Below are 19,614 nucleotides of genomic sequence, written 5' to 3' on the forward strand. Positions count from 1 at the left end.
CCCTATGAATGATTTGTTATTTGGCATAGAACGTTATCTCCTTTGGAATCTTCACCCACTTGTTGTTGACGACGATCTTCATCGTACTGCCGGAAAGGCGGGTGAGAGTATAAGTTCCATCAGAATTGTGTTTCAGTTCGGCAGTCAGGTCTTCACTGCCATAATCATTGATAATGGTCAGGAGTGCCTTCTTGCCTTTTATGGCAGCATCAGAAATAATCCACTTGCGGGTATCACGTACTGCTCCGAAGTAGCCCGGTACCTCACCGAATATCTCCTGTCGCGGCACAGTAATGTTGTTGTGATAGAAGTCGATGTCCATCCACACCTGGTATTCATCATTGACAAGATGCGCCTTGAAGATGGAGTCATTGCTTTGTACAGTCTTTCCGCTTTTTGAAGAAGATGTTTCCTTCTTCGTGTCCGGCAGGTTGTTTTGTGCGATTATGTTGGCAGAGAATGCCAGCATAGCCATTATTGTCAGTATAATCTTTTGTTTCATGTCTGTGAATGTTAGTTAATTGCAAAGTTAATGATTTTAATTAATAAATTATAAGTAGTATTCAAAAATGTGTGGATTAAAATTGTTGCTTTCCTTATTTTGTATTACCTTTGTAGACGGTATGTATCAATATTTTAAAGGAGAAGATGTTGTTTCCGGATTATATTTTTGAGACCAGCTGGGAAGTGTGTAATAAGGTCGGAGGAATTTATACGGTACTTTCCACTCGTGCAAAGACGTTACAGGACAAGATGAAGGATCATGTTATCTTCCTTGGTCCTGACTGCTGGCAAGACACACCGTCCCCTTACTTCAAGGAGGATAAGACGCTGTTTGCTGACTGGCAGCAGAAAGCTGCATCCGAGGGCCTGTCTGTAAAGGTAGGTCGTTGGGATATTCCTGGTGAACCGATAGCCATGCTTGTTGGTTTCCAGTCATTTTTTGAAAAGAAGAGTGAGTTGTTTGGTAAGCTCTGGGAGTATTATCGTGTTGACAGTCTTCATGCTTACGGCGATTATGACGAATCAGCAATGTTTGCTTATGCTACGGCACTTGTCGTAGAGAGTTTCTATAAATTCTATCTCAGTGAGAAAGATAAGGTCGTCTTCCATGCAAACGAATGGCAGACAGGCTTTGCTGCGCTCGTACTGCAGCACCGTCAGCCACAGATAGCTTCCATATTCACGACCCATGCAACCTGTATCGGTCGCAGTATAGCGGGTAATAACAAGCCGTTGTACGAATATCTCTGGGTATATAACGGTGACCAGATGGCTTCTGAACTGAATATGGAGAGCAAGCACTCTATCGAGAAACAGACAGCCCACCACGTTGACTGCTTCACGACAGTGAGCGATATTACGGCAACAGAGTGCAAGGAATTGCTTGACAAGCCGGTGGATGTAGTCCTTCCCAACGGTTTCGAGAATGACTTTGTACCAAAGGGTGCAACCTTCACAAAGAAGCGTAAGGCGGCCCGCAGGCGTCTGCTTGATGTTGCCAATGCGTTGACAGGCGACGATATACAGGAGGATGCTTTGATTGTCTCTACCAGCGGACGTTATGAGTTTCGCAACAAAGGTATTGATGTCTTCATCGAAGCTATGAACCGTCTGCGCTTTGACGAGAGCCTGCAAAAACAGGTAGTGTCATTCATTGAGGTGCCAGGCTGGACAGCTGGTCCCCGCCAAGAGCTTGCGGAACGTCTGGATAGCGGGAGACAGTTCGATACGCCGCTGGATATGCCTGTGCTCACCCACTGGCTGCACAACATGGATGATGACAACGTCTTGGACCGGCTCAGGACTCTTGGCATGAACAATGCCAAGGATGACAGGGTAAAGCTCGTCTTCGTCCCATGTTACCTGACAGGCGATGACGGCATACTGAATATGAGCTATTACGACCTCGTACTGGGAAATGACCTCTGCGTCTATCCGTCTTACTATGAGCCGTGGGGTTACACACCGTTGGAGGCCGTCGCCTTCAAGGTCCCCTGCATCACGACCGACCTTGCCGGTTTCGGCTTGTGGGCGAATACGGAGAAAGGGGCGTACAGCGAGATTGAAGACGGTGTGAAGGTACTGCACCGTACCGACTATAACTATTCGGAAGTGGCTGACGGCATCAGGAAAACTGTAGCCCGTTATTCCAGCCTTACGAAGACGGAAGTGAACAAATGCCGTTCTCATGCGGAGAAGCTCTCCCATAAGGCACTGTGGAGCAAGTTCATCAAGTACTACGAGCGGGCATACGACATTGCATTAGAGAAGGCAGCTGAAAGAAACAGCTGAAAAAATGCTTTAATAACGATATAAAGATAAAACAGTCAAACTAAGTTAAGTTATGAAGATTAAATCAGATTATTCCAATGAGCCTCAGTGGAAAGAGGTAACCGTTAAGTCGACCCTGCCGAAGGAACTGGCATGTCTCGACGAGATTGCTCACAATATGTGGTGGGCGTGGAATTACGAGGCACGCAACATGTTCAAGGCTCTTGACGAGGTGCTCTATGAAGAGGTTGGACATAATCCTGTCCAGCTCCTCGATCGGCTCAGCTATGACCGCAAGGAAGCGATTGTAAAGGACAAGAAGCTGATGAAACAGGTCGGCGACGTCTATAAGAAGTTCCGTTCTTACATGGATGTCAAGCCCGACAGCAAACGTGCTTCTGTCGCTTACTTCTGTATGGAGTTCGGACTGAACCAGACTTTGAAAATCTATTCCGGCGGTCTCGGTATGCTGGCCGGCGACTACCTCAAGGAGGCTTCCGACTCAAATGTCGACCTCTGCGCAGTAGGTTTCCTCTATCGTTTCGGCTATTTCACGCAGAGCCTTTCCATGGACGGACAGCAGATTGCCAAATACGACGCACAGAACTTCAACTCTCTGCCTATCGAGCGTGAGCTGGATGAGAACGGCAACCAGGTGGTCGTTGATGTGCCTTATCGCAACTATCAGGTACACGCACTTGTATGGCGTGTGAACGTCGGACGTATCAAGCTCTACCTGCTCGATACCGACAACGACATGAACTCGGAGTTCGACCGTCCCATTACCCACTCTCTCTACGGTGGCGACTGGGAGAACCGTCTGAAGCAGGAGATTCTCCTCGGTATCGGCGGTATGCTCACACTGAAGAAACTCGGCATCAAGAAAGATATTTACCACTGCAACGAGGGACACGCAGCACTCTGCAACCTCCAGCGTCTCTGCGACTACATCGATGGCGGGCTGACATTCAATCAGGCCATGGAGCTGGTACGTGTTTCCTCACTCTATACCGTCCACACTCCGGTCCCTGCCGGTCACGACTACTTCGACGAGGCACTCTTCGGAAAGTACATGGGCGATTATCCTGCAAAGCTGGGTATCTCATGGGACGAGTTCATCGGTATGGGCCGTACCAATCCCGACGACCACAGCGAACGTTTCTGCATGAGTACTTTCGCCTGCAACACCTGTCAGGAAATCAACGGTGTGTCAAAGCTCCACGGCTGGGTAAGCCAGAAGATGTTCGCACCGCTGTGGAAAGGCTATTTCCCGGAGGAGAACGCCGTAGGTTATGTTACCAACGGTGTACACCTCCCTACCTGGACCGCAACAGAGTGGCGCAAGGTCTACGACAAGTATTTTGACAAGAGCTTCATGGGCGACCAGAGCAACGAGCAGATCTGGCATGCCATCTACAACGTACCCGATGCAGAAATCTGGGAGACCCGCATGGCGCTGAAACAGAAGCTCATCAAGTATATCCGTGACAAGTTCACCAGACAGTGGCTCCGCAACCAGGGCGATCCTGCCAAGGTAGTATCTATTCTTGAGAAAATCAATCCTAATGCCTTGATGATCGGTTTCTGCCGTCGCTTCGCTACATACAAGCGTGCGCATCTGCTCTTCACCGACCTTGAACGTCTGGAGAAAATCGTCAACAACCCGGAGCGTCCGGTCCTGTTCTTCTTCTCAGGAAAGGCTCATCCGGCTGATGGTGCCGGTCAGGGTCTCATCAAGCGTATCTTCGAGATTTCCCGTATGCCACAGTTCCTCGGCAAGATCATCTTCCTTGAGGATTACGATATGCAGCTGGCACGCCGACTTGTGTCCGGCGTGGACATTTGGATGAATACCCCGACCCGCCCGCTCGAGGCAAGTGGTACATCCGGCGAGAAGGCAGAGATGAACGGTGTCGTGAATCTCTCCGTACTCGACGGCTGGTGGGTTGAAGGCTATCGTGAGGGTGCCGGATGGGCACTGCCGGAGAAACGTACCTACCAGAATCAGGGCTATCAGGACCAGCTTGATGCTGCGACCATCTACAGTCTGCTCGAGAACGAAATCGTCCCGCTCTATTTCAACAAGGACAAGAAGAAAGGCTATTCTGAAGGCTGGGTAAAGGTTGTGAAGAATTCCATTGCGACGATTGCTCCTCACTATACGATGAAACGCCAGCTGGACGACTATTACGACAAGTTCTACGAGAGTCAGGCAAAGCGTGCGCACAAGCTCGAAGCCCACGACAACAAACTCGCCAAGGAGATTGCACTCTGGAAGGAGTCTGTTGCCGAGCGTTGGGACAGCATCTATGTTGTATCCAAGAACGAGGAAGAGCTGCAGGACATCGCTACAGGGCATAAGGTGAAAGTCACCTACACGATCGACGAGCAGGGACTGAACGATGCCATCGGCCTTGAACTCGTCTTCCTGAAGAATGCACCGGTCGACGATGTGAACATCCACAAGGTCATTCCGTTCAAACTCGTCAAGACAGAGGGCAACCACTACATCTTCGAGGCTTCCTTCGAGGCCAGTGAGGCCGGTGCCTACAAGTGCGATGTGCGTATGTTCCCGAAGAACAGCCTGCTGCCGCACCGTCAGGACTTCGCTTACGTGAAGTGGATTGGATAAGAACAGTCTGAGGACTAATCAATAATAAAGAGCCATTCCTAAACTCTGTAAAAGGGTTGGGAATGGCTCTTTTGTGTTTAGGGCATCAGTTTTTATGTTTCTGCAAGAAATCTCTTTTTCTTCTGGCCCCCCCTCTGAAAACAAAGTGTTGGGAAGATGTTTTCTATATTGTGTAGCTCTCAGGCTACCTTTTGCCTGTCACGATGAATGCCGTCCGTCTGCAGCTTTCGTCCTATGCCTTTCTGTAGATCTTGCGGTAACGTGAACCGATGTTGATGATTTTCTTTTCACGTTCTAACTGTGCTGCAAGCCGGTAGGCATAGGCAGTAGAAAGGTTCAGCCGGTGGCGCAGGTCGCTGACGGTCATGATCGGACTCTCATCAAATAACTCTTCAAGTGCAGCGTTGACGGCTGGTCTCATGGGAAGTGATGGCGTACCGTCTTTATAGGTCTTGTTTTCAAACTCCATCTCTCCTAATGCTTCATGAAAATCCTTGTCGGGGCGGAACCTGATTTTGCGCACAGCAACATTACGGAGATGATGACGATGTGCCTTAGGGTCTTCGTACATGTCGCCTTTAAGGGCAAGTGAGAAGAAGCCAATGCCCGGTAGATGAACTGTATTCCCACTTTTTAGCTCCTCTGCTAATTCTGTTTTTAATGCAGCGATTGTCCCGAGAATGTCGGCTGTTGTGAGTGTTGTCGTTTGTTGGATACGCTGACAGATTCTCTCTATTCCCGTGACATCTTTCTTGATAGGTACGATTCTTAGTGCTTTACGTTGTGCGAGTTTACCGCTTGTTCTTAATAGTTTGTAATTTACAGTCATAGCTTTACGTTTGTAATAAGGGTTAATAATCATCTTTTTCGTGAGCCGTTAGTGTGTGAAACGAATCTCTATAATCACATACTTTGGGCTTAGGCAGAATTCTTTTCACGAAAAAAAGAAATTATTTACGTGAAAATAAATATTTCTTTTCATGAAGAAAAATATTTTTTTTCATGAAAATAATTCGTGATTCATGCTGCAAAGATACTGTTTCAATGGTCGCTTGGCAAGTATAAGCTATGTAGTAATGTCTGTATTTGTGCTTTTTTGCGTGGGTGTAGATTTGAGATGGGTAGGTAAAAGGGTAAAAGAAAAGCTCTCAGACCAGTGTGGTGTGTGGTTTGAGAGCTGTATTTTGAAAATAAAAACCGACTGATTTCCTTTTCGAGTGTAATTTATAGAAGGATGATAATAATTATATGATAGAAACTCAGTAAAGATGTTTTGAAACAAAACTCCTTTTTTTACCACCCGAACTTGTATTGATGGCTACCGCTTGTCATTGCTGTTGGGAAACCATTACTATTGAAAGTCCATGTAAAGTTGGTTTTGTTGCCGCTCTTATCAATAAGCTGTACAGGCAAGTTCTTAGTTGCTTTTCCAAGCAATCCTGCATAGTAGGCGTATTTCATTGCGCCAATGTCAATACCAAACGTTGTATTGAAGAGCATAATGTTACCCTTGTTCACTATAGGGGCTGGGGTTGTATCTGAGGTATAAGCAACTTTATAAGTATCTTTTTTTCTTGTTGTTGTTTGTGAGACGATAGTTTTTGTCTCTATTTCAGAGATGTTGCTATCTTTATAAGTCAAAGTAAGTTCTTTGTAGTTATCTGCTGAATGGATTATATTAATTAGTTGCTCATTATCGTTATAAGTGAACCTCCATGTATCTTCCTTTGTATTTTCCTTTTGCTCTATCATGCATCTTCTAACAAAACCGTTGTTGTTCAGATACATTATATAGACTGTTGCTTTCCCATTACGTTCTACTTTCATGAAGACATTTGGGATTACACTAGCACGTGTTTTTGTATTAATGTATTTGAAAGATACCATTTCATCCTTAGTCTTAATACTTGTAACTAATCCTCTTTCATCTGTTTGGATAGTCATACTGTCCACCTCTTTAGGCGTTCCATTAGTGAATACCTTTGAAAGGTCAATTGTTACAGGATCTGGCCGGCGATCAATAATCCAGTCACTGTCATCATCGTTTTTGATACTGCATGATGAAAAAAAAGATGTTGCAGCTATTACTGCTGCAGTAAGAAGTGCGATTGTAATAGTCTTTTTCATTGTTCCGTTTTTATGTTATAATTTTGTAATTGGCACGTTCTTGTCAACTCATTGGCTTGTGCTTTTAATCTCTGTTGCAAATATATAAATTTATTTTTTCAGTGATATGTTTCTATACTATAATTTTATTAGTTTAGGGTGAAAAAGTCAGCAATTAGCTTTATATCATTGCTTCGCTTTGTTCTGTGTTTCTTTTAGAACATTTCCCTTCGATAGTCACCCGTCAATAATTCCTGTTGTAGAAAAGCGTATGAATAGCCAGGACTTTGATAATATAATCCTGTAGACTGGTCTTGAATACGGCTGTAAGTGTCAGAGTTATAAAGCATATCAATTGCTTCGGACATAGTACATTGTCTGTCTTTCATCAATAAGGCTATAAGTTCTGCACATACATCCTCTTTCATCATATCAATCTGTTCGTCAGTTAGTTTCATAATTTCCTTAGTTTAGATATTGCTAATTCAGTTCCGAAGTAATATTGAAATGTTATACCTTTTGAATATTTCAGTTCGTTGACGAGTTGTTCTAAGTTTATCATCCCTGTTTTATATCGTCGGAGTTGAAAGGTTACACCATCATCAGCGATAGGTCCATAAACAATATCAAAATTATGGCAAGGTTGCTCTGTATTGGTATCTCTGTTCTTTAGTACAAACTCTGCCCATTCCTTACTGTACTCTTCAAAACGTAAGATCCTCAAACTATCGCAATCGAGTGTTGTCTCATCAAATTGATATTTATTGAGTGTAGGTTTTCCTTCAAGTAAGATTGATGTCCTTTGTTCTGCCATACGCTGTGCTTGCTGCTTGTCAGCAGACAGATAGAAGCCTTTACCAAAGTCCTTGTATGGTTTGGACTTTGTAAGATCAATCTTGTCAATATCAATATTAGAACCGTGATAGAGAATCATAGGTTTTATTATTTTAGCGCACCGCCATTCCTCTGACAGATGATAGAAATGTCATGAATAGCATCCTCAAAGGACTGTGTGTGCAGAACATCATAAAAGGACATCAAGTAGTCTATTCCCTTAAAACGTTTAAGGTAATTATACGCCTGTCGCTGACCAAGATTAAACTTTTTGGCAAACTCTGCTATTAAAGCGACGATGTAGCGTATTTGATTTGTTTCCTCTCTTGACATACTTTGTTCATTATATTCACGACAAATATATGAATTATTTTCCGAAATACTACTATCTGTCTACGAAAAGTTTATAGCAATGCGGATTAATTGGCTTGGTTGATAAGGTTCACCACCACCTTTACCATAACATCTTTTTCCTCAGTTTTGCTCTCGGCAATCATCAGGGTGAGGGCAACGAGGGTGTTGTCAGCAATTCGTTTGGTACCATCGGGACGATAGAGGATAGCGTTGTTGTTCATAAACCATAGGAACAGCGTGGCTGCAATGCGTTTATTGCCATCGCTGAACGAGTGGTTCTTGGTAACAAGATAGAGGAGCATAGCCGCTTTCTCCTCCACACTCGGATAGAGTTCTGTACCATCGAAGGTCTGATAGATCTGTCCGATAGAACTTTTGAAGGAGTCGTCTTTCTCGTTACCGAAGAGAACAGAGCCACCAAACTTCTGTCGGAGCATATCTATCTCGTGCATGGCATTCTCGTAAGTCGCGTGGAAGGGCTCTTCTTTGGTGGTCTTGGCGATGTGAAGTCGCTGGTAGTCATAGTTGTCGAGCGTGTCGAGTGCGTATGTATAGTCCACTACGACATCAAAGAGAGCATTGCTTTCATCTGTCGTCTTTGCGGGCTGTTGCTGGATGGCTCTGCCTAAGACTTGTATCAGTTGGCGTAGCTCTGCAATCTGATGTTTGCGTATGTTCTCGTTGATGGCATAGCCTTTGACAAGATACTGCTTGAGGACAGAGTTCGCCCATTGGCGGAAACGGGTAGCATTCTTGCTGTTCACGCGATAACCTACAGAAAGGATAGCATCTAAGTTATAATATTTCGTATTGTAACTTTGTCTACCATCGTTACCCATGTGTTCCAAAATGGAACATGTGCTTTCTTCGGTTAATTCCTCTGAAGCATAAATATTCTTTAAGTGCTTTGTTATGGCTGGTCTCTTTGTACCAAATAGTTCAGCTATTTGTTTCTGTGTTAGCCATACTGTTTCCTGTTCCAACTTTACATCAAGCTGGGTTTTACCATCTTCACTTTGATAGATGATAATTTTGTCGTTTAAGGTTTCAGTCATGTTGTTTAGGTTTTTAGTTGTTAGTCAGTGGGCGAGGGATGCTTATTCCTTCGTCAGTTTACGGCTCATATAGCGCACAGGATACCACACGGAAAGCCAGCCGACAAGGATAACGGTGAGGAAGATGGCGATGATGTCTTCGGGGTGAACGCTGATAGGGTAGGCGTTGATAACGAAGTTTCCAGCCTGGTCGCCAAGCTGTACAAGTCCGTAAGTTTGCTGCAACCAGCAGAGTAATAAGCCGAGTGCAATGCCGATGACAGCGCCCGCAGCGGAAATCAAACGACCTTCAAAGAGGAAGATGCGGCGTATCTGTCCGTCTGTAGCACCGAGGTTTCGCAGGGTGATGACATCCTCCTTCTTGTCGATGATAAGCATGGAGAGCGAACCGATGATGTTGAAACATGCCACCATGAGGATGAACGTGAGGAAGATGTAGGCAAAGAGCTTCTCAATGCGCATGATATTGAACGTATCGGCTTGCTGCTCATAGCGGTCCAATACCTTGTATTTATCGCCGAGGAGGGTTTGTATATCGTTCTTCGCCTTATCAATATCGACGTCTGGTTTCATGCGTAACTCAAGTGAGGTAATCTCACCCTGTCGGTTGAAGATATGGCGTGCGAAGTCGAGGGAAGTGATGATATACCCCTTATCATACTTCATCTGCTTCACTTGGAAGAGTGCTCCCGGTGATACCAACGAATCCTTTACGAAGGCATCAGTAGGATTAGAGGCATCGTACTGTCCTTCACGCTGTGGTGCATAAATCTGCAGATAGTCCTGCCATACCACCCCTGTACCGAGGTCTTGAGCCAGTCGGATGCCGAGAACGCCGTACTGCAGGTTGGCAGCATGGAGCGTAAAGTCGCCGTCACCATAGAGAATGTTGCTGATATGTGTCAGCGAGTCGAAGTTATCTTCCACACCTTTCACGTTCACCATAGCCTGTTTGTCATGATAGACAGCCAATGCCTGATCCTCCACACACTCTGTCGCAACTTCCACTATTGGCAGGCGTTTCACCTTCAGAAGCGACGGGTCCTTGGCAGACATAGCCTTTCCTTTTGCTGCTTCAATCTTCAGTTGTGGGTCGAAGTTAGTGAAGAAGGATGCTACAAGGTCGGAGAAGCCGTTGAAACCACTCAACACAACGACCAGTGCCATTGTAGCCACAGACACACCGAGTACGGAGATGAGGCTGATGACGTTGATGGCATGAGTGCTCTTCTTTGAGAAGAGGTAACGGCGGGCAATGTAAAAGGGGAAGTTCATGTTGGGTGTTGGGTGTTTAATGTTGGGTGTCGGGTGTTTAATATTGGGTGTTGATGATGTGTGAGTGTCTGGTGTTTAATGTTGGGTGTTGATGGTGTGTGAGTGATGGGTGTTTAATGTTGGGTGTTGATGATGTGTGAGTGTCTGGTGTTTAATGTTGGGTGTTGATGATGTGTGGGTGTCAGGTTGAATGATGTATATTGAGACTTTCTACTAACCATCAACACCCAACACCCATCACCCATCAATTACTTCTTCAGCAACTCGTCAATGCGCTCTATGTAGTCAAGGGAATCATCAATGAAGAAGCGGAGGTCGGGGATGATGCGCAGTTGGTTGTGCACACGCTGTCCCAAGTCATAGCGGATAGTCTTCTCGTTGGCATTGATGTTCTTCAACAGTTCGTCGCCCTTCTCTGACGGAAAGATGCTGAGGTAAGCCGTACAGATACTGAGGTCGGGGCTCACCTTGACGCGTGTCACGCTGACCAGCACACCATGCATCATGCGTGTCTGTGTCTGGAAAATACTTGCCAGCTCCTTCTGAAGGAGGCGTGATATGCGGTTTTGTCTTGTCTCTTGCATAGTTTTGTCTGTTATTATATTTAATCCTGCAAAGGTACTGAAAGTTTGAGGAACCCGCAAACTTTTGTATTGAAGATGGTGCTGTCGGTATTAGGTGTGGGAGTATAGATGTTGTACATGATTAACTCCAATCGGGCATAAGGAAATAAAATGCAGTTTATAATTACAATAGTCCGTTAAATTTTTGCAGTTTATTAAGTTTTCACCCAAAAGCCAACAGAAATTGTGGCAGAAAACAAATATGATAAGTATCTGAAAAAGAGTAGATTAAATAACAATATATAACATAATGAAATCGGCTGTCTGATTGATTTTCAGTAACTTTGTGGGTTGAAAAAGAAACATAAAGTTTATGCTGATAACCAACTTGATTAGCCGATATATGAAGCTCTGCAAAGCAGCATTTAGTGCTGAAGATGGAGCAAAGTTAAACAAAAGTATCCAGACAAACGTCATGGAAATGCTTTTTCTTTTGATGGTCATCCCAAGGAGATGCAATTTCACGCAGATGGGACGCTATGGCAATCGTGGCGAGCAGTGCTGCCGGCAGACGGCAGAGCGCAGCGTGAACTGGCTTGAGATGAACATGTGGCTGAGTGCTTTCGCCTTCAAAAGGTAAGGGTCGCAATGCCATCGTCATAGCCCCGAGCTTCATCAAAAAGGCTGGGAAACATACCCCATACGTGGGTACGTTCTGGTCGGGCTGTGCAGGTGCGGTAAAGCACGGTCTTGAGATCCTCGGCATCGGTGTGATAGACGTGGACCTGCATGAGTGTATGATGCTCAAGGCTGTGCAGACCACATTGGAAAAAGGCGAGGAGAAAAAAGAGATGAGCCTGTACGACTGGTATGCCAAGGTATTGGAGGACGACAAGGTAACCTTACAGCGTATCTGCAAGGTTCTTGTCGCCGACTCAGCCTTCTCCAAGAGACCCTTCATCGACAAGGTAATGAAGATGGGATTCCATGTTGTGAGCCGCTTGCGTCACGACGCAGCCTTGTTCTACACATGGGACGGGGAACCCACGGGAAAGCCCGGCCGTCCCCGCGTCAAAGGTGACAAGATTGACGTGAGGAACATCGATATGTCTAAAGTCGAAATGCTTGAGCTGGAGGAGACCTCCGGCAAGGCTTATGCGCTCAAGGCATGGTGCAAGTCCTTGCACAGGGTCGTTTCGCTTGTCATCCACGAGTTGCCCAACGGTGTCCGCCGTCTGTACTTCGCTACGGATGAGAACATGAGCGGACGCGACGTGGTGGAATGTTACACCACACGGTTCCAAGAGGAGTTCTGCTTTCGCGACGCAAGGCTGTTCCTCGGCCTTACAGATTGTCAGGCACGCGACAGGAGAAAACTTGACTTTGCCCTCAACTCTTCATTCACGGCACTCAATGTGGCCAAGATCATGTGCAAGGAACTTGGCACGTCCATCGGTCGACTTAAAGCGCAGATGGTCAATGCCTATTACGCACAACGAATTATTGACGTGTTCGAGAAAACCCCGAACACGACATTAAATAAAGAAAGTATTAATGAGATATTTAGTTTCGATGCTGACGCAGCATAAAAATTAACGGAGTATTGATGTTTATATTGTGTCATAAATGTGTATAGAGATAGCAAAGTTAGAAAGAATTACGCATACCTACAATACCTACAAATGGCGATTTCTCGTCATGACTACCACCGCACACTCAAAAGGAGACAAGTCTGTGTGGGGAATAGAAAAATTCTCTTTTGTGGAATTTCTCTGTAAAATATTTGCATCTTCAATAGATTTTGTCTAACTTTGCCCCGGAATCGGTAGTCTCTTGTCAGGAGACTGCAGTTGACTGTGTGAATATGACGGCAAAGGAAAATATCAACGGCGGCAGTAAGGGCCTGCGGGGAAACAGAGGTTTCCTTGCAACTTTTAACGCTTTATATTTGGCAGTCCCGGATATTTTGCTAACACACACACACACACACACAGGCGCACCGTCGCTGACCTCCCTCTAAAAAACGTTCGCATACGCACGCGCAGAGCGTGCCGCAATCCCGGCAGACAAAGGGCTTCGCATGAGTTCCCTTTGTCCGCTTTTCCGTGTCCTTTTGCCAGCCTGGCTAACGGAAAAGACATGGGTGGAACAATGAAATTTTTAATTCACTAATCATAAAAACTATATATGGAAGAAACGACAAAGAACAGACGGGTTTACGTGAATCCCCAATGCGCGATAATCACCGTTCAGGAGAACGACAGTCTGATGGATATCTTCTCCGGTCAGCAGCACAACCCCGCACATCCTGCCCCAGGTCCTACACCTTTGAATTCCAAACAAGGATTGTTTTTTGAGGAGGAGGAAGACGCCCCAGAGAGCGGTCATAAATCACTTTGGGACGACTGACGAAAGACAATGAGGCAAAAGCTGCAACTGCGATGAAGCACAAAGCTGCAACAGCACAGAATCATAAAAACATGTAAAACAAAAAAAGAAAATTACAATGAAAATACGATCAACATTCAAGGCACGCATGCTCTGCATGGTCGCCCTGCTGGGTACGATCATGGCGCTGACCTCCTGTTCAAGTGAGGAGATCGCTCAGGATGACAGCGGCAAAACGCCCAAGACCGACAAGAACTTCGCCACCTTCTCATCCGTAGCTCCGAACACCCGCGCCACCATGAGCCCCACTGGTGTGTTCAAGTGGGAGCCAGGCGACAAGATTTATGTGAAGGACGACAAAGGCGAATGGCGGGAAAGTGAAAACACTCCCACGAGCGAAACTGCCACGTTCGATTTCATAGTGCCCGGCTGGTTCTCCGCCAGCAAAAATTACACCGTTTATTATACTGGCCAAAATTCCGGTCGAGATAAGGCAAACATCTGGAGCGGCCAGCGCCAGCACATACCCAACAACGCCAACCACGTCAGTCAAGATGGCGATTGTGGCTGGGGCATCGCTACTGCTACCACTGGCACAGTAGATTTCATCTTTAAGATCGACCACAAGGCCGCATTCCTCAAGTTCACGCCTTATTGCGGCAATAATAAATTGCTCAACGGCGACAAAGTCAAGCTGACCAATATAACGATTTTCTCTAACAACGACATTGCGGGTACCTACACCCTCAACCCGGCTAAAGACCAGCTCACCGATGGTATCCGCACAGATACAATAATAAACCTCTCCACCACTGGGGGGGAAGGAGAATACGATGATGGCTTCCCCATCCCTGCCGTTGCCACCTCTGAAGCCAACGCTTGCTACGTAGTCATCCTGCCTGGCACACACACCTTGAGAGTTCGCTTTGGGATAAAGGATTTAGAAACCCTCACAACGGGCTACGTCACTAAGGAATACCCAGCTTTCAATTACGCTGCCAACACTATCTACGATATGCCTTCGGAGTTGAAAGTCAAGGACTACTCCCCTATTTACTACATGTGGGATGCTAAGCGCCCTTACTGGTTCCGTCATGAGTGGAACAAAGAAGGCTACGTTGATGGTATTGACCAGCCAACCAACCCAGGATATGGCAAAGAGTATCCCAAACCGGGTAGCGGTGATAACCGTTATTATAACTACGAAATTGGCTTCGTAGGTGAAGGAACTCACGGAACTTTCAATCCTGCTTCTCCCCAGCACGTTCCCAACGCCAACGAAATGTCTTGGTATGTTATGTATGGTGATCCTCATTGGGACGAAGAGCTTTGGACTGCTATGGGTCATATACACAGTGGCGGTATGTGGATTAAGAAGAAGGCCAACATTAGCGGTTTCAGAAGCGACTTGGCAGCTGACAACGAGACCGACATGCGCACCACTAACAAATCCTTCAGTAACCACAAAGTTTATAATGACTACTATAAACACCTCTTCCTCAGCGAAAAACCCAACTATTTCTACTTGCCTGCTTTTGGTCAGTACCAAGAAGAATGGTTCCATTACATTAGCGAAAGCGGTTTCTACTGGACGTCAAGTGCCTGCCCATTTGGCGGTGAAACTGCGTATTCCATGCAATTCGGCAGTGGTGGTATAGTAGTGGAAGGCAGACTCCGTGCACACGGGAATCTGGCAATTCCATTCGAGTAACTGCACATCACGTTCGGCGCTTGCTCCCTGCACTTCTTTCGGGAGTAGTGCGGAACCGCAGCTTTAAGCTAATCTGCCATGGGGGGCTTTGTCCGCCCTGTGGCAGATAATTAAGAGAAATGATTGTCGGGCGGAGTCATCTCCGCCCGACAATTTTTTGTTATTTGATATCTTGATATAACACGAGAGGGAGGGACAAGATTGACGTGAGGAACATCGATATGTCTAAAGTCGAAATGCTTGCGCTGGAGGAGACCTCCGGCAAGGCTTATGCGCTCAAGGCATGGTGCAAGTCCTTGCACAGGGTCGTTTCGCTTGTCATCCACGAGTTGCCCAACGGTGTCCGCCGTCTGTACTTCGCTACGGATGAGAACATGAGCGGACGCGATGTGGTGGAATATTATACCACACGTTTCCAAGAGGAGTTCTGCTTTCGCGACGCAAAGCAGTTCCTCGGTCTTACAGATTGTCAGGCACGCGACAAGAGAAAACTTGACTTTGCCTTCAACTCTTCATTCACGGCACTCAATGTGGCCAAAATCATGTGCAAGGAACTTGGCACGTCCATCGGTCGACTTAAAGCGCAGATGGTCAATGCCTACTATGTGCAACGAATTATTGACGTGTTCGAGAAAAACCCGAACACGCCTTTAAATAAAGAAAGTATTAATGAGATATTTAGTTTCGATGCTGACGCAGCATAATATTTAACGGACTATTGATGAAAATAATTCGTTGTTGCTGATGTAAAGATACGGTTTTGCCTGTCGCTGACCAAGATCAAACTTCTTGGCAAACCCTGCTGTCAAGGCAGCGATACAGCGTATCTGATTCATCTCTTTTCTTGACATGGCCTATTCGTTATGTTTGCTACAAATGTAAGCATTATTTTCCGATTGAGCAGTCTTGGAGGGTGTATGAATTCGTTGGCAGGACATTTTACCTCTCGGCCCAGTCGCTTCTGTCCAGGTTCCTGTAACCGATGGCTTCTGCGATATGCTGTACCTGTACCGTCTCTGATGCTTCCAGGTCGGCGATGGAGCGGGCGACCTTCAGAATTCTGTTGTAGGCACGGGCAGAGAGCTTCAGCCGTTCCATGGCGTTGCGGAGCAGCGTGACGGAGGCTTCGTCAGGTTCTGCAAACTCGTGGATCATCCGTTCGGACATCTGTGCGTTGCAGTGGATGTTGCGATAGTCACGGAACCGCTCGGTCTGGACGGTACGTGCCCGGATGACTCTTTCCCGGATGGCGGCACTCGGTTCGCCCGGTGTCGATTGTGATATGTCCTTGAAAGGCAGCGGAGCAATCTCGCACTGGATGTCGATACGGTCCATGAGTGGTCCGGAGATCTTGGCAAGATACTTCTGGATCTGTCCCGGTGTGCAGACACAATGGTGCGTTGGGTCGGCGAAATAGCCGCACGGACAGGGATTCATGCTTGCCACGAACATGAAGCTGCATGGGTAGGTGACGGTGTATTTGGCGCGCGAAATCGTTATCTGTCGGTCTTCCAGCGGCTGGCGGAGCACCTCCAGGGTGTGCTTGTTGAACTCAGGCAGTTCGTCGCAGAAGAGGACTCCGTTGTGTGCAAGGGTTATCTCTCCCGGCATCGGGTTCATGCCGCCGCCTACGAGTGCCACCTCGGAGATGGTGTGGTGCGGACTGCGGAAGGGACGTTGCGTGATCAGTCCCGTATCACGGTGCAGCTTGCCGGCGATGGAATGAATCTGTGTCGTCTCCAGACTTTCCGAGAGCGACAAAGGAGGGAGAATGGAGGGAAGTCGCTTTGCCATCATGCTCTTTCCGCTTCCGGGCGGTCCTACCATGATGAGGTTGTGTCCGCCGGCAGCTGCCACCTCTAATGCCCGCTTCACATTCTCCTGTCCGCGGACATCTGCAAAGTCGAGGTCGAAGGCATACTGGTGCTCATAAAATTCCTTCCGGGTATCGACAAAGCAAGGCTCTGGGGCCGTTGTCCCATTGAAGAAGTCAATGACCTGCAGGATGTTCTCCATGCCGTAGACTTCCAGTGTGTCTACCACGGCCGCCTCGTGTTCGTTGGCTTTCGGCACGATGATGCCCTTGAATTTCTCTGCACGTGCCTTGATGGCGATGGGCAGTATCCCTTTGACGGGCTGCAGGGTACCGTCGAGACTGAGCTCTCCTACGAGCATGAAGTCGCCCAGACGGTCATGACTCATCTTCTCGTTGGCAGCCAGAATGGCTATTGCCAGCGGGAGATCGAAACTGGAACCTTCCTTCTTGAGGTCGGCGGGAGCAAGATTGGCGGTGATGTCGGCTACGGGAAATTTGTAACCGTTATTGAGAAGTGCGGCGGCGATACGGTCATGGCTCTCCTTTACCGCCCCGTCGGCAAGGCCGGTAAGATGGAACAGTACACCCCGTGTGATACTTACTTCGACGGTCACGGTGGTGACTTCCATTCCGTTGACAGCTGCACAGAATGTTTTTACAAGCACGATTCTGGTTTTTAGTCGGCACCATAACGCTGTCGGATGGTATTGGCGGTGATGTTCCGCTCGGTTACTTTTCCGTTGCGAATGACGATATTGCCGGGTATGGTGGTGAGTCCGAAGGTTTTGAGCAGGGGGGTGTGGAGCATCTTTCCGTCACAGACATTGGGAAAGACAATCCCGTCGCGTTCCAGTGTCCGTCGCGTCTCTTTGGTACTGGCATCCACACAGATACCCAGTGCTGCAATCTTCCCGGCCTTTACGGCATCGTTCAGTGCGCGCTGCAGGTCGAGACTTTCATAGCTCCACGCAGCCCAGGTGTTGATGATGACGGTGACTTTTCCCTGTAAAGAGGTGTTGTTGACGGTCTTTCCGTTGACATCCCTGGCAGCGAACTTAGGCAGTCTGCTGCCTACTGCCAGTGTGCCGAGGTCATTCAACTGACGGTGAAGCCGTCCTAAGGTGATGTTTTCGGGCTGCTCTTTCATCAGGAGCGGCAAGAGTCTTGCGGCCTCTTTGTAGTCCGGCGATTCCGTCTGGACGAGGTAGCGGTTGAGCAGATAGGCACTCACGGCAGACTCCGGATGGTCTTTTATGAACTGAACGGCATATTTCACTTCCTGTGGAGGAGATGCATTGGCGATCTGTTTGCGGAACTTCGTCATCAGTTCGTTCTCCTCCGTACCTTCTACTTCCATCTCCTTCAGGTGAGAGGCGTCAGCTTTCACCTCAACTGCTTCGCCTGACTCGGCAAAGATGGGCTGCGTAGAATAATTGGGGAAAATGACAATCAGGGTAGATGGCTTACTGCAAGGCTTTTCGTAAGCAAAGCGTCCTGCTTCGATCTTGATGGTATCCAATCCATCAACACCACCGTCGGGACTGTAGACATAAAGTTCGCCTTGATTCATGTGCAGGAAGCGTCCCTCCATCTTGAAGTAACCGCTGCGGATACCACAAGAAACCAACAGCAGAGAGAACACAAGTATGTATGCTATTCGCTTCATGCGCATAAAGATTTAAGAAAGAAGTGCCGCGAGCGGGACTCGAACCCGCACAGCCATTACTGGCCAAGGGATTTTAAGTCCCTCGTGTCTACCAATTCCACCATTGCGGCAAACCGTCTGCAAAGATAAGGCTAAATCTCCGAACTGGCAAAGGATTTGGATGTTTTTTTGAGTAAGGATAGATCTGATATTTGTATGTAAAAGGGTAAAAGAAAAGCTCTCAAACCTATGTGGTGTGAGAGCTGTATATGCTTATTCGCTTATCTTAGATGTGTTCTATGATAGTTATAAGTCTTCCCCATGGGAAGCATTTCTGTCGTTTTCGTAGTATATAGCTATATAATATTCGCCATAATCTTTGGTTATTGTAAACCATACTATTCTATTCTGTGCTTCTTCGTATGGCAGCTGATAAAAAACAGCAGCATATTGTTTATTATTCACAGAGATCTCATATGATATGTTTTCGCTGTCAGATAACTTGTGGGATGTTTTAGAGATTGTGTATTTTGAATTGTCTTTGAATTGTTGAAAGAGCTCATTATACCTTATTTTAATTTGTCCTTCATCTCGCCTTGTTTTATCGTATACAATAATTCTCCATACTTTGTTTTTGTTAGTTTGTATAAGAATATACACTTTCTCACCATTAAATTCACCTTCAAGACGATCAGTTATTGTATTATATGTGAACCCTTTTGCCTTGAGCTTTTGAATCATGGCAGCTTTGGAGCCATCAACAGGAATACCTAAGAACTTAGTAACATTTTGTTGTGCATATATTGATATAGACAACAAGAGTAACATCAGCACTGATAAAATCTTTTTCATACGTCATTATGTTTTGGTTTGTAATTATACTTTTGGGGTAAATAGATATACTTTTTACTGTTATCTTTGCTTCTTATATTTACGACAAATATAAGAATTATTTTCCGAA

The 19,614-nt window shown here is 46.5% G+C and carries 19 protein-coding genes and 1 tRNA gene; 7 read left to right on the top strand and 13 right to left on the bottom strand.

All coding sequences use genetic code 11. The features are described 5' to 3' along the window. Positions 1-16 precede the first annotated feature (16 nt). Positions 17-502: a hypothetical protein gene (locus DYH27_RS00280; RefSeq protein WP_025067896.1), complete on the bottom strand. Its 486-nt coding sequence runs from the start codon at positions 500-502 to the stop codon at positions 17-19. Between the two features lie 146 nt (positions 503-648). Here DYH27_RS00280 and DYH27_RS00285 point away from each other — a divergent pair, with 146 nt between their 5' ends. Then, on the top strand, positions 649-2,295 hold the full coding sequence (locus DYH27_RS00285) for a glycogen/starch synthase (protein WP_025067895.1): 1,647 nt from the start codon (positions 649-651) through the stop codon (positions 2,293-2,295). 52 nt (positions 2,296-2,347) lie between these two features. Continuing rightward, on the top strand, positions 2,348-4,906 hold the full coding sequence (gene glgP / locus DYH27_RS00290) for an alpha-glucan family phosphorylase (RefSeq protein ID WP_029216672.1): 2,559 nt from the start codon (positions 2,348-2,350) through the stop codon (positions 4,904-4,906). Between the two features lie 232 nt (positions 4,907-5,138). Here the strand turns inward: glgP and DYH27_RS00295 are convergent, their stop codons facing one another. The 8 genes from DYH27_RS00295 to rbfA form a co-directional block, all read right to left on the bottom strand. Continuing rightward, complete coding sequence (locus DYH27_RS00295; protein WP_025067894.1) at positions 5,139-5,735, bottom strand: HU family DNA-binding protein; 597 nt, start codon at positions 5,733-5,735, stop codon at positions 5,139-5,141. Positions 5,736-6,199: 464 nt separating this feature from the next. Beyond that, positions 6,200-7,033, bottom strand: a complete 834-nt coding sequence (locus DYH27_RS00300; RefSeq protein ID WP_025067893.1) for a DUF4595 domain-containing protein — start codon at positions 7,031-7,033, stop codon at positions 6,200-6,202. A gap of 194 nt (positions 7,034-7,227) precedes the next feature. Next, a complete protein-coding gene (locus tag DYH27_RS00305; RefSeq protein WP_025067892.1) occupies positions 7,228-7,470 on the bottom strand; it encodes a hypothetical protein in 243 nt (80 codons plus the stop codon). Continuing rightward, complete coding sequence (locus tag DYH27_RS00310; protein ID WP_013670680.1) at positions 7,467-7,946, bottom strand: DUF3990 domain-containing protein; 480 nt, start codon at positions 7,944-7,946, stop codon at positions 7,467-7,469. The genes DYH27_RS00305 and DYH27_RS00310 overlap by 4 nt, the downstream gene beginning before the upstream one ends. Before the next feature lie 8 nt (positions 7,947-7,954). Continuing rightward, positions 7,955-8,179, bottom strand: coding sequence for a DUF3791 domain-containing protein (locus tag DYH27_RS00315; protein WP_004361059.1), 225 nt, complete (start codon positions 8,177-8,179; stop codon positions 7,955-7,957). An 86-nt stretch (positions 8,180-8,265) separates the two neighbouring features. Continuing rightward, the gene (gene rhuM, locus DYH27_RS00320) at positions 8,266-9,255 is read right to left on the bottom strand and encodes a virulence protein RhuM/Fic/DOC family protein (RefSeq protein WP_025067891.1); all 990 of its coding nucleotides are present in this window, start codon (positions 9,253-9,255) and stop codon (positions 8,266-8,268) included. Positions 9,256-9,297: 42 nt separating this feature from the next. Beyond that, positions 9,298-10,530 (bottom strand): FtsX-like permease family protein, encoded by a 1,233-nt coding sequence (locus DYH27_RS00325; protein WP_025067890.1) that lies wholly within the window; start codon positions 10,528-10,530, stop codon positions 9,298-9,300. A 248-nt stretch (positions 10,531-10,778) separates the two neighbouring features. Continuing rightward, positions 10,779-11,114 carry a 30S ribosome-binding factor RbfA gene (gene rbfA, locus DYH27_RS00330; protein ID WP_025067889.1) on the bottom strand — a complete coding sequence of 112 codons (336 nt, stop codon included), beginning with the start codon at positions 11,112-11,114 and terminating at the stop codon, positions 10,779-10,781. 454 nt (positions 11,115-11,568) lie between these two features. Here rbfA and DYH27_RS13500 point away from each other — a divergent pair, with 454 nt between their 5' ends. From DYH27_RS13500 to DYH27_RS00350, 5 genes are all read left to right on the top strand, one after another. Then, positions 11,569-11,733, top strand: coding sequence for a hypothetical protein (locus DYH27_RS13500; protein WP_244595129.1), 165 nt, complete (start codon positions 11,569-11,571; stop codon positions 11,731-11,733). Further along, a complete protein-coding gene (locus DYH27_RS00335) occupies positions 11,711-12,682 on the top strand; it encodes a transposase (protein WP_244595130.1) in 972 nt (323 codons plus the stop codon). Before DYH27_RS13500 ends, DYH27_RS00335 begins: the two co-directional genes overlap by 23 nt. Positions 12,683-13,280: 598 nt before the next feature. Beyond that, complete coding sequence (locus tag DYH27_RS00340) at positions 13,281-13,502, top strand: hypothetical protein (protein ID WP_025067888.1); 222 nt, start codon at positions 13,281-13,283, stop codon at positions 13,500-13,502. A 97-nt stretch (positions 13,503-13,599) separates the two neighbouring features. After that, the gene (locus DYH27_RS00345) at positions 13,600-15,192 is read left to right on the top strand and encodes a hypothetical protein (RefSeq protein ID WP_025067887.1); all 1,593 of its coding nucleotides are present in this window, start codon (positions 13,600-13,602) and stop codon (positions 15,190-15,192) included. Positions 15,193-15,413: 221 nt separating this feature from the next. Next, a complete protein-coding gene (locus DYH27_RS00350) occupies positions 15,414-15,896 on the top strand; it encodes a hypothetical protein (protein WP_244595131.1) in 483 nt (160 codons plus the stop codon). Positions 15,897-16,131: 235 nt separating this feature from the next. Here the strand turns inward: DYH27_RS00350 and DYH27_RS00355 are convergent, their stop codons facing one another. The 4 genes from DYH27_RS00355 to DYH27_RS00370 all read right to left on the bottom strand — a co-directional run bounded on the left by DYH27_RS00355 (position 16,132) and on the right by DYH27_RS00370 (position 19,505). Continuing rightward, positions 16,132-17,673, bottom strand: a complete 1,542-nt coding sequence (locus tag DYH27_RS00355; RefSeq protein WP_013670670.1) for a YifB family Mg chelatase-like AAA ATPase — start codon at positions 17,671-17,673, stop codon at positions 16,132-16,134. A gap of 11 nt (positions 17,674-17,684) precedes the next feature. Beyond that, positions 17,685-18,680, bottom strand: coding sequence for a TlpA disulfide reductase family protein (locus DYH27_RS00360; RefSeq protein WP_029755051.1), 996 nt, complete (start codon positions 18,678-18,680; stop codon positions 17,685-17,687). Between the two features lie 18 nt (positions 18,681-18,698). Next, positions 18,699-18,784: transfer RNA gene (locus DYH27_RS00365), tRNA-Leu, on the bottom strand. 175 nt (positions 18,785-18,959) lie between these two features. Further along, positions 18,960-19,505: a hypothetical protein gene (locus DYH27_RS00370; RefSeq protein ID WP_025067884.1), complete on the bottom strand. Its 546-nt coding sequence runs from the start codon at positions 19,503-19,505 to the stop codon at positions 18,960-18,962. Positions 19,506-19,614 lie beyond the last annotated feature (109 nt).

It is taken from the genome of Prevotella denticola (genome assembly GCF_900454835.1).
GTDB lineage: Bacteria > Bacteroidota > Bacteroidia > Bacteroidales > Bacteroidaceae > Prevotella > Prevotella denticola.

Excerpts from the sequence above, each read along its gene's own strand:
- DYH27_RS00280 (WP_025067896.1), bottom strand. The coding sequence starts at position 502 with ATGAAACAAAAGATTATACTGACAATAATGGCTATGCTGGCATTCTCT.
- DYH27_RS00285 (WP_025067895.1), top strand. The coding sequence starts at position 649 with ATGTTGTTTCCGGATTATATTTTTGAGACCAGCTGGGAAGTGTGTAAT.
- glgP (WP_029216672.1), top strand. The coding sequence starts at position 2,348 with ATGAAGATTAAATCAGATTATTCCAATGAGCCTCAGTGGAAAGAGGTA.
- DYH27_RS00295 (WP_025067894.1), bottom strand. The coding sequence starts at position 5,735 with ATGACTGTAAATTACAAACTATTAAGAACAAGCGGTAAACTCGCACAA.
- DYH27_RS00300 (WP_025067893.1), bottom strand. The coding sequence starts at position 7,033 with ATGAAAAAGACTATTACAATCGCACTTCTTACTGCAGCAGTAATAGCT.
- DYH27_RS00305 (WP_025067892.1), bottom strand. The coding sequence starts at position 7,470 with ATGAAACTAACTGACGAACAGATTGATATGATGAAAGAGGATGTATGT.
- DYH27_RS00310 (WP_013670680.1), bottom strand. The coding sequence starts at position 7,946 with ATGATTCTCTATCACGGTTCTAATATTGATATTGACAAGATTGATCTT.
- DYH27_RS00315 (WP_004361059.1), bottom strand. The coding sequence starts at position 8,179 with ATGTCAAGAGAGGAAACAAATCAAATACGCTACATCGTCGCTTTAATA.
- rhuM (WP_025067891.1), bottom strand. The coding sequence starts at position 9,255 with ATGACTGAAACCTTAAACGACAAAATTATCATCTATCAAAGTGAAGAT.
- DYH27_RS00325 (WP_025067890.1), bottom strand. The coding sequence starts at position 10,530 with ATGAACTTCCCCTTTTACATTGCCCGCCGTTACCTCTTCTCAAAGAAG.
- rbfA (WP_025067889.1), bottom strand. The coding sequence starts at position 11,114 with ATGCAAGAGACAAGACAAAACCGCATATCACGCCTCCTTCAGAAGGAG.
- DYH27_RS13500 (WP_244595129.1), top strand. The coding sequence starts at position 11,569 with ATGGAAATGCTTTTTCTTTTGATGGTCATCCCAAGGAGATGCAATTTC.
- DYH27_RS00340 (WP_025067888.1), top strand. The coding sequence starts at position 13,281 with ATGGAAGAAACGACAAAGAACAGACGGGTTTACGTGAATCCCCAATGC.
- DYH27_RS00345 (WP_025067887.1), top strand. The coding sequence starts at position 13,600 with ATGAAAATACGATCAACATTCAAGGCACGCATGCTCTGCATGGTCGCC.
- DYH27_RS00350 (WP_244595131.1), top strand. The coding sequence starts at position 15,414 with ATGTCTAAAGTCGAAATGCTTGCGCTGGAGGAGACCTCCGGCAAGGCT.
- DYH27_RS00360 (WP_029755051.1), bottom strand. The coding sequence starts at position 18,680 with ATGCGCATGAAGCGAATAGCATACATACTTGTGTTCTCTCTGCTGTTG.
- DYH27_RS00370 (WP_025067884.1), bottom strand. The coding sequence starts at position 19,505 with ATGAAAAAGATTTTATCAGTGCTGATGTTACTCTTGTTGTCTATATCA.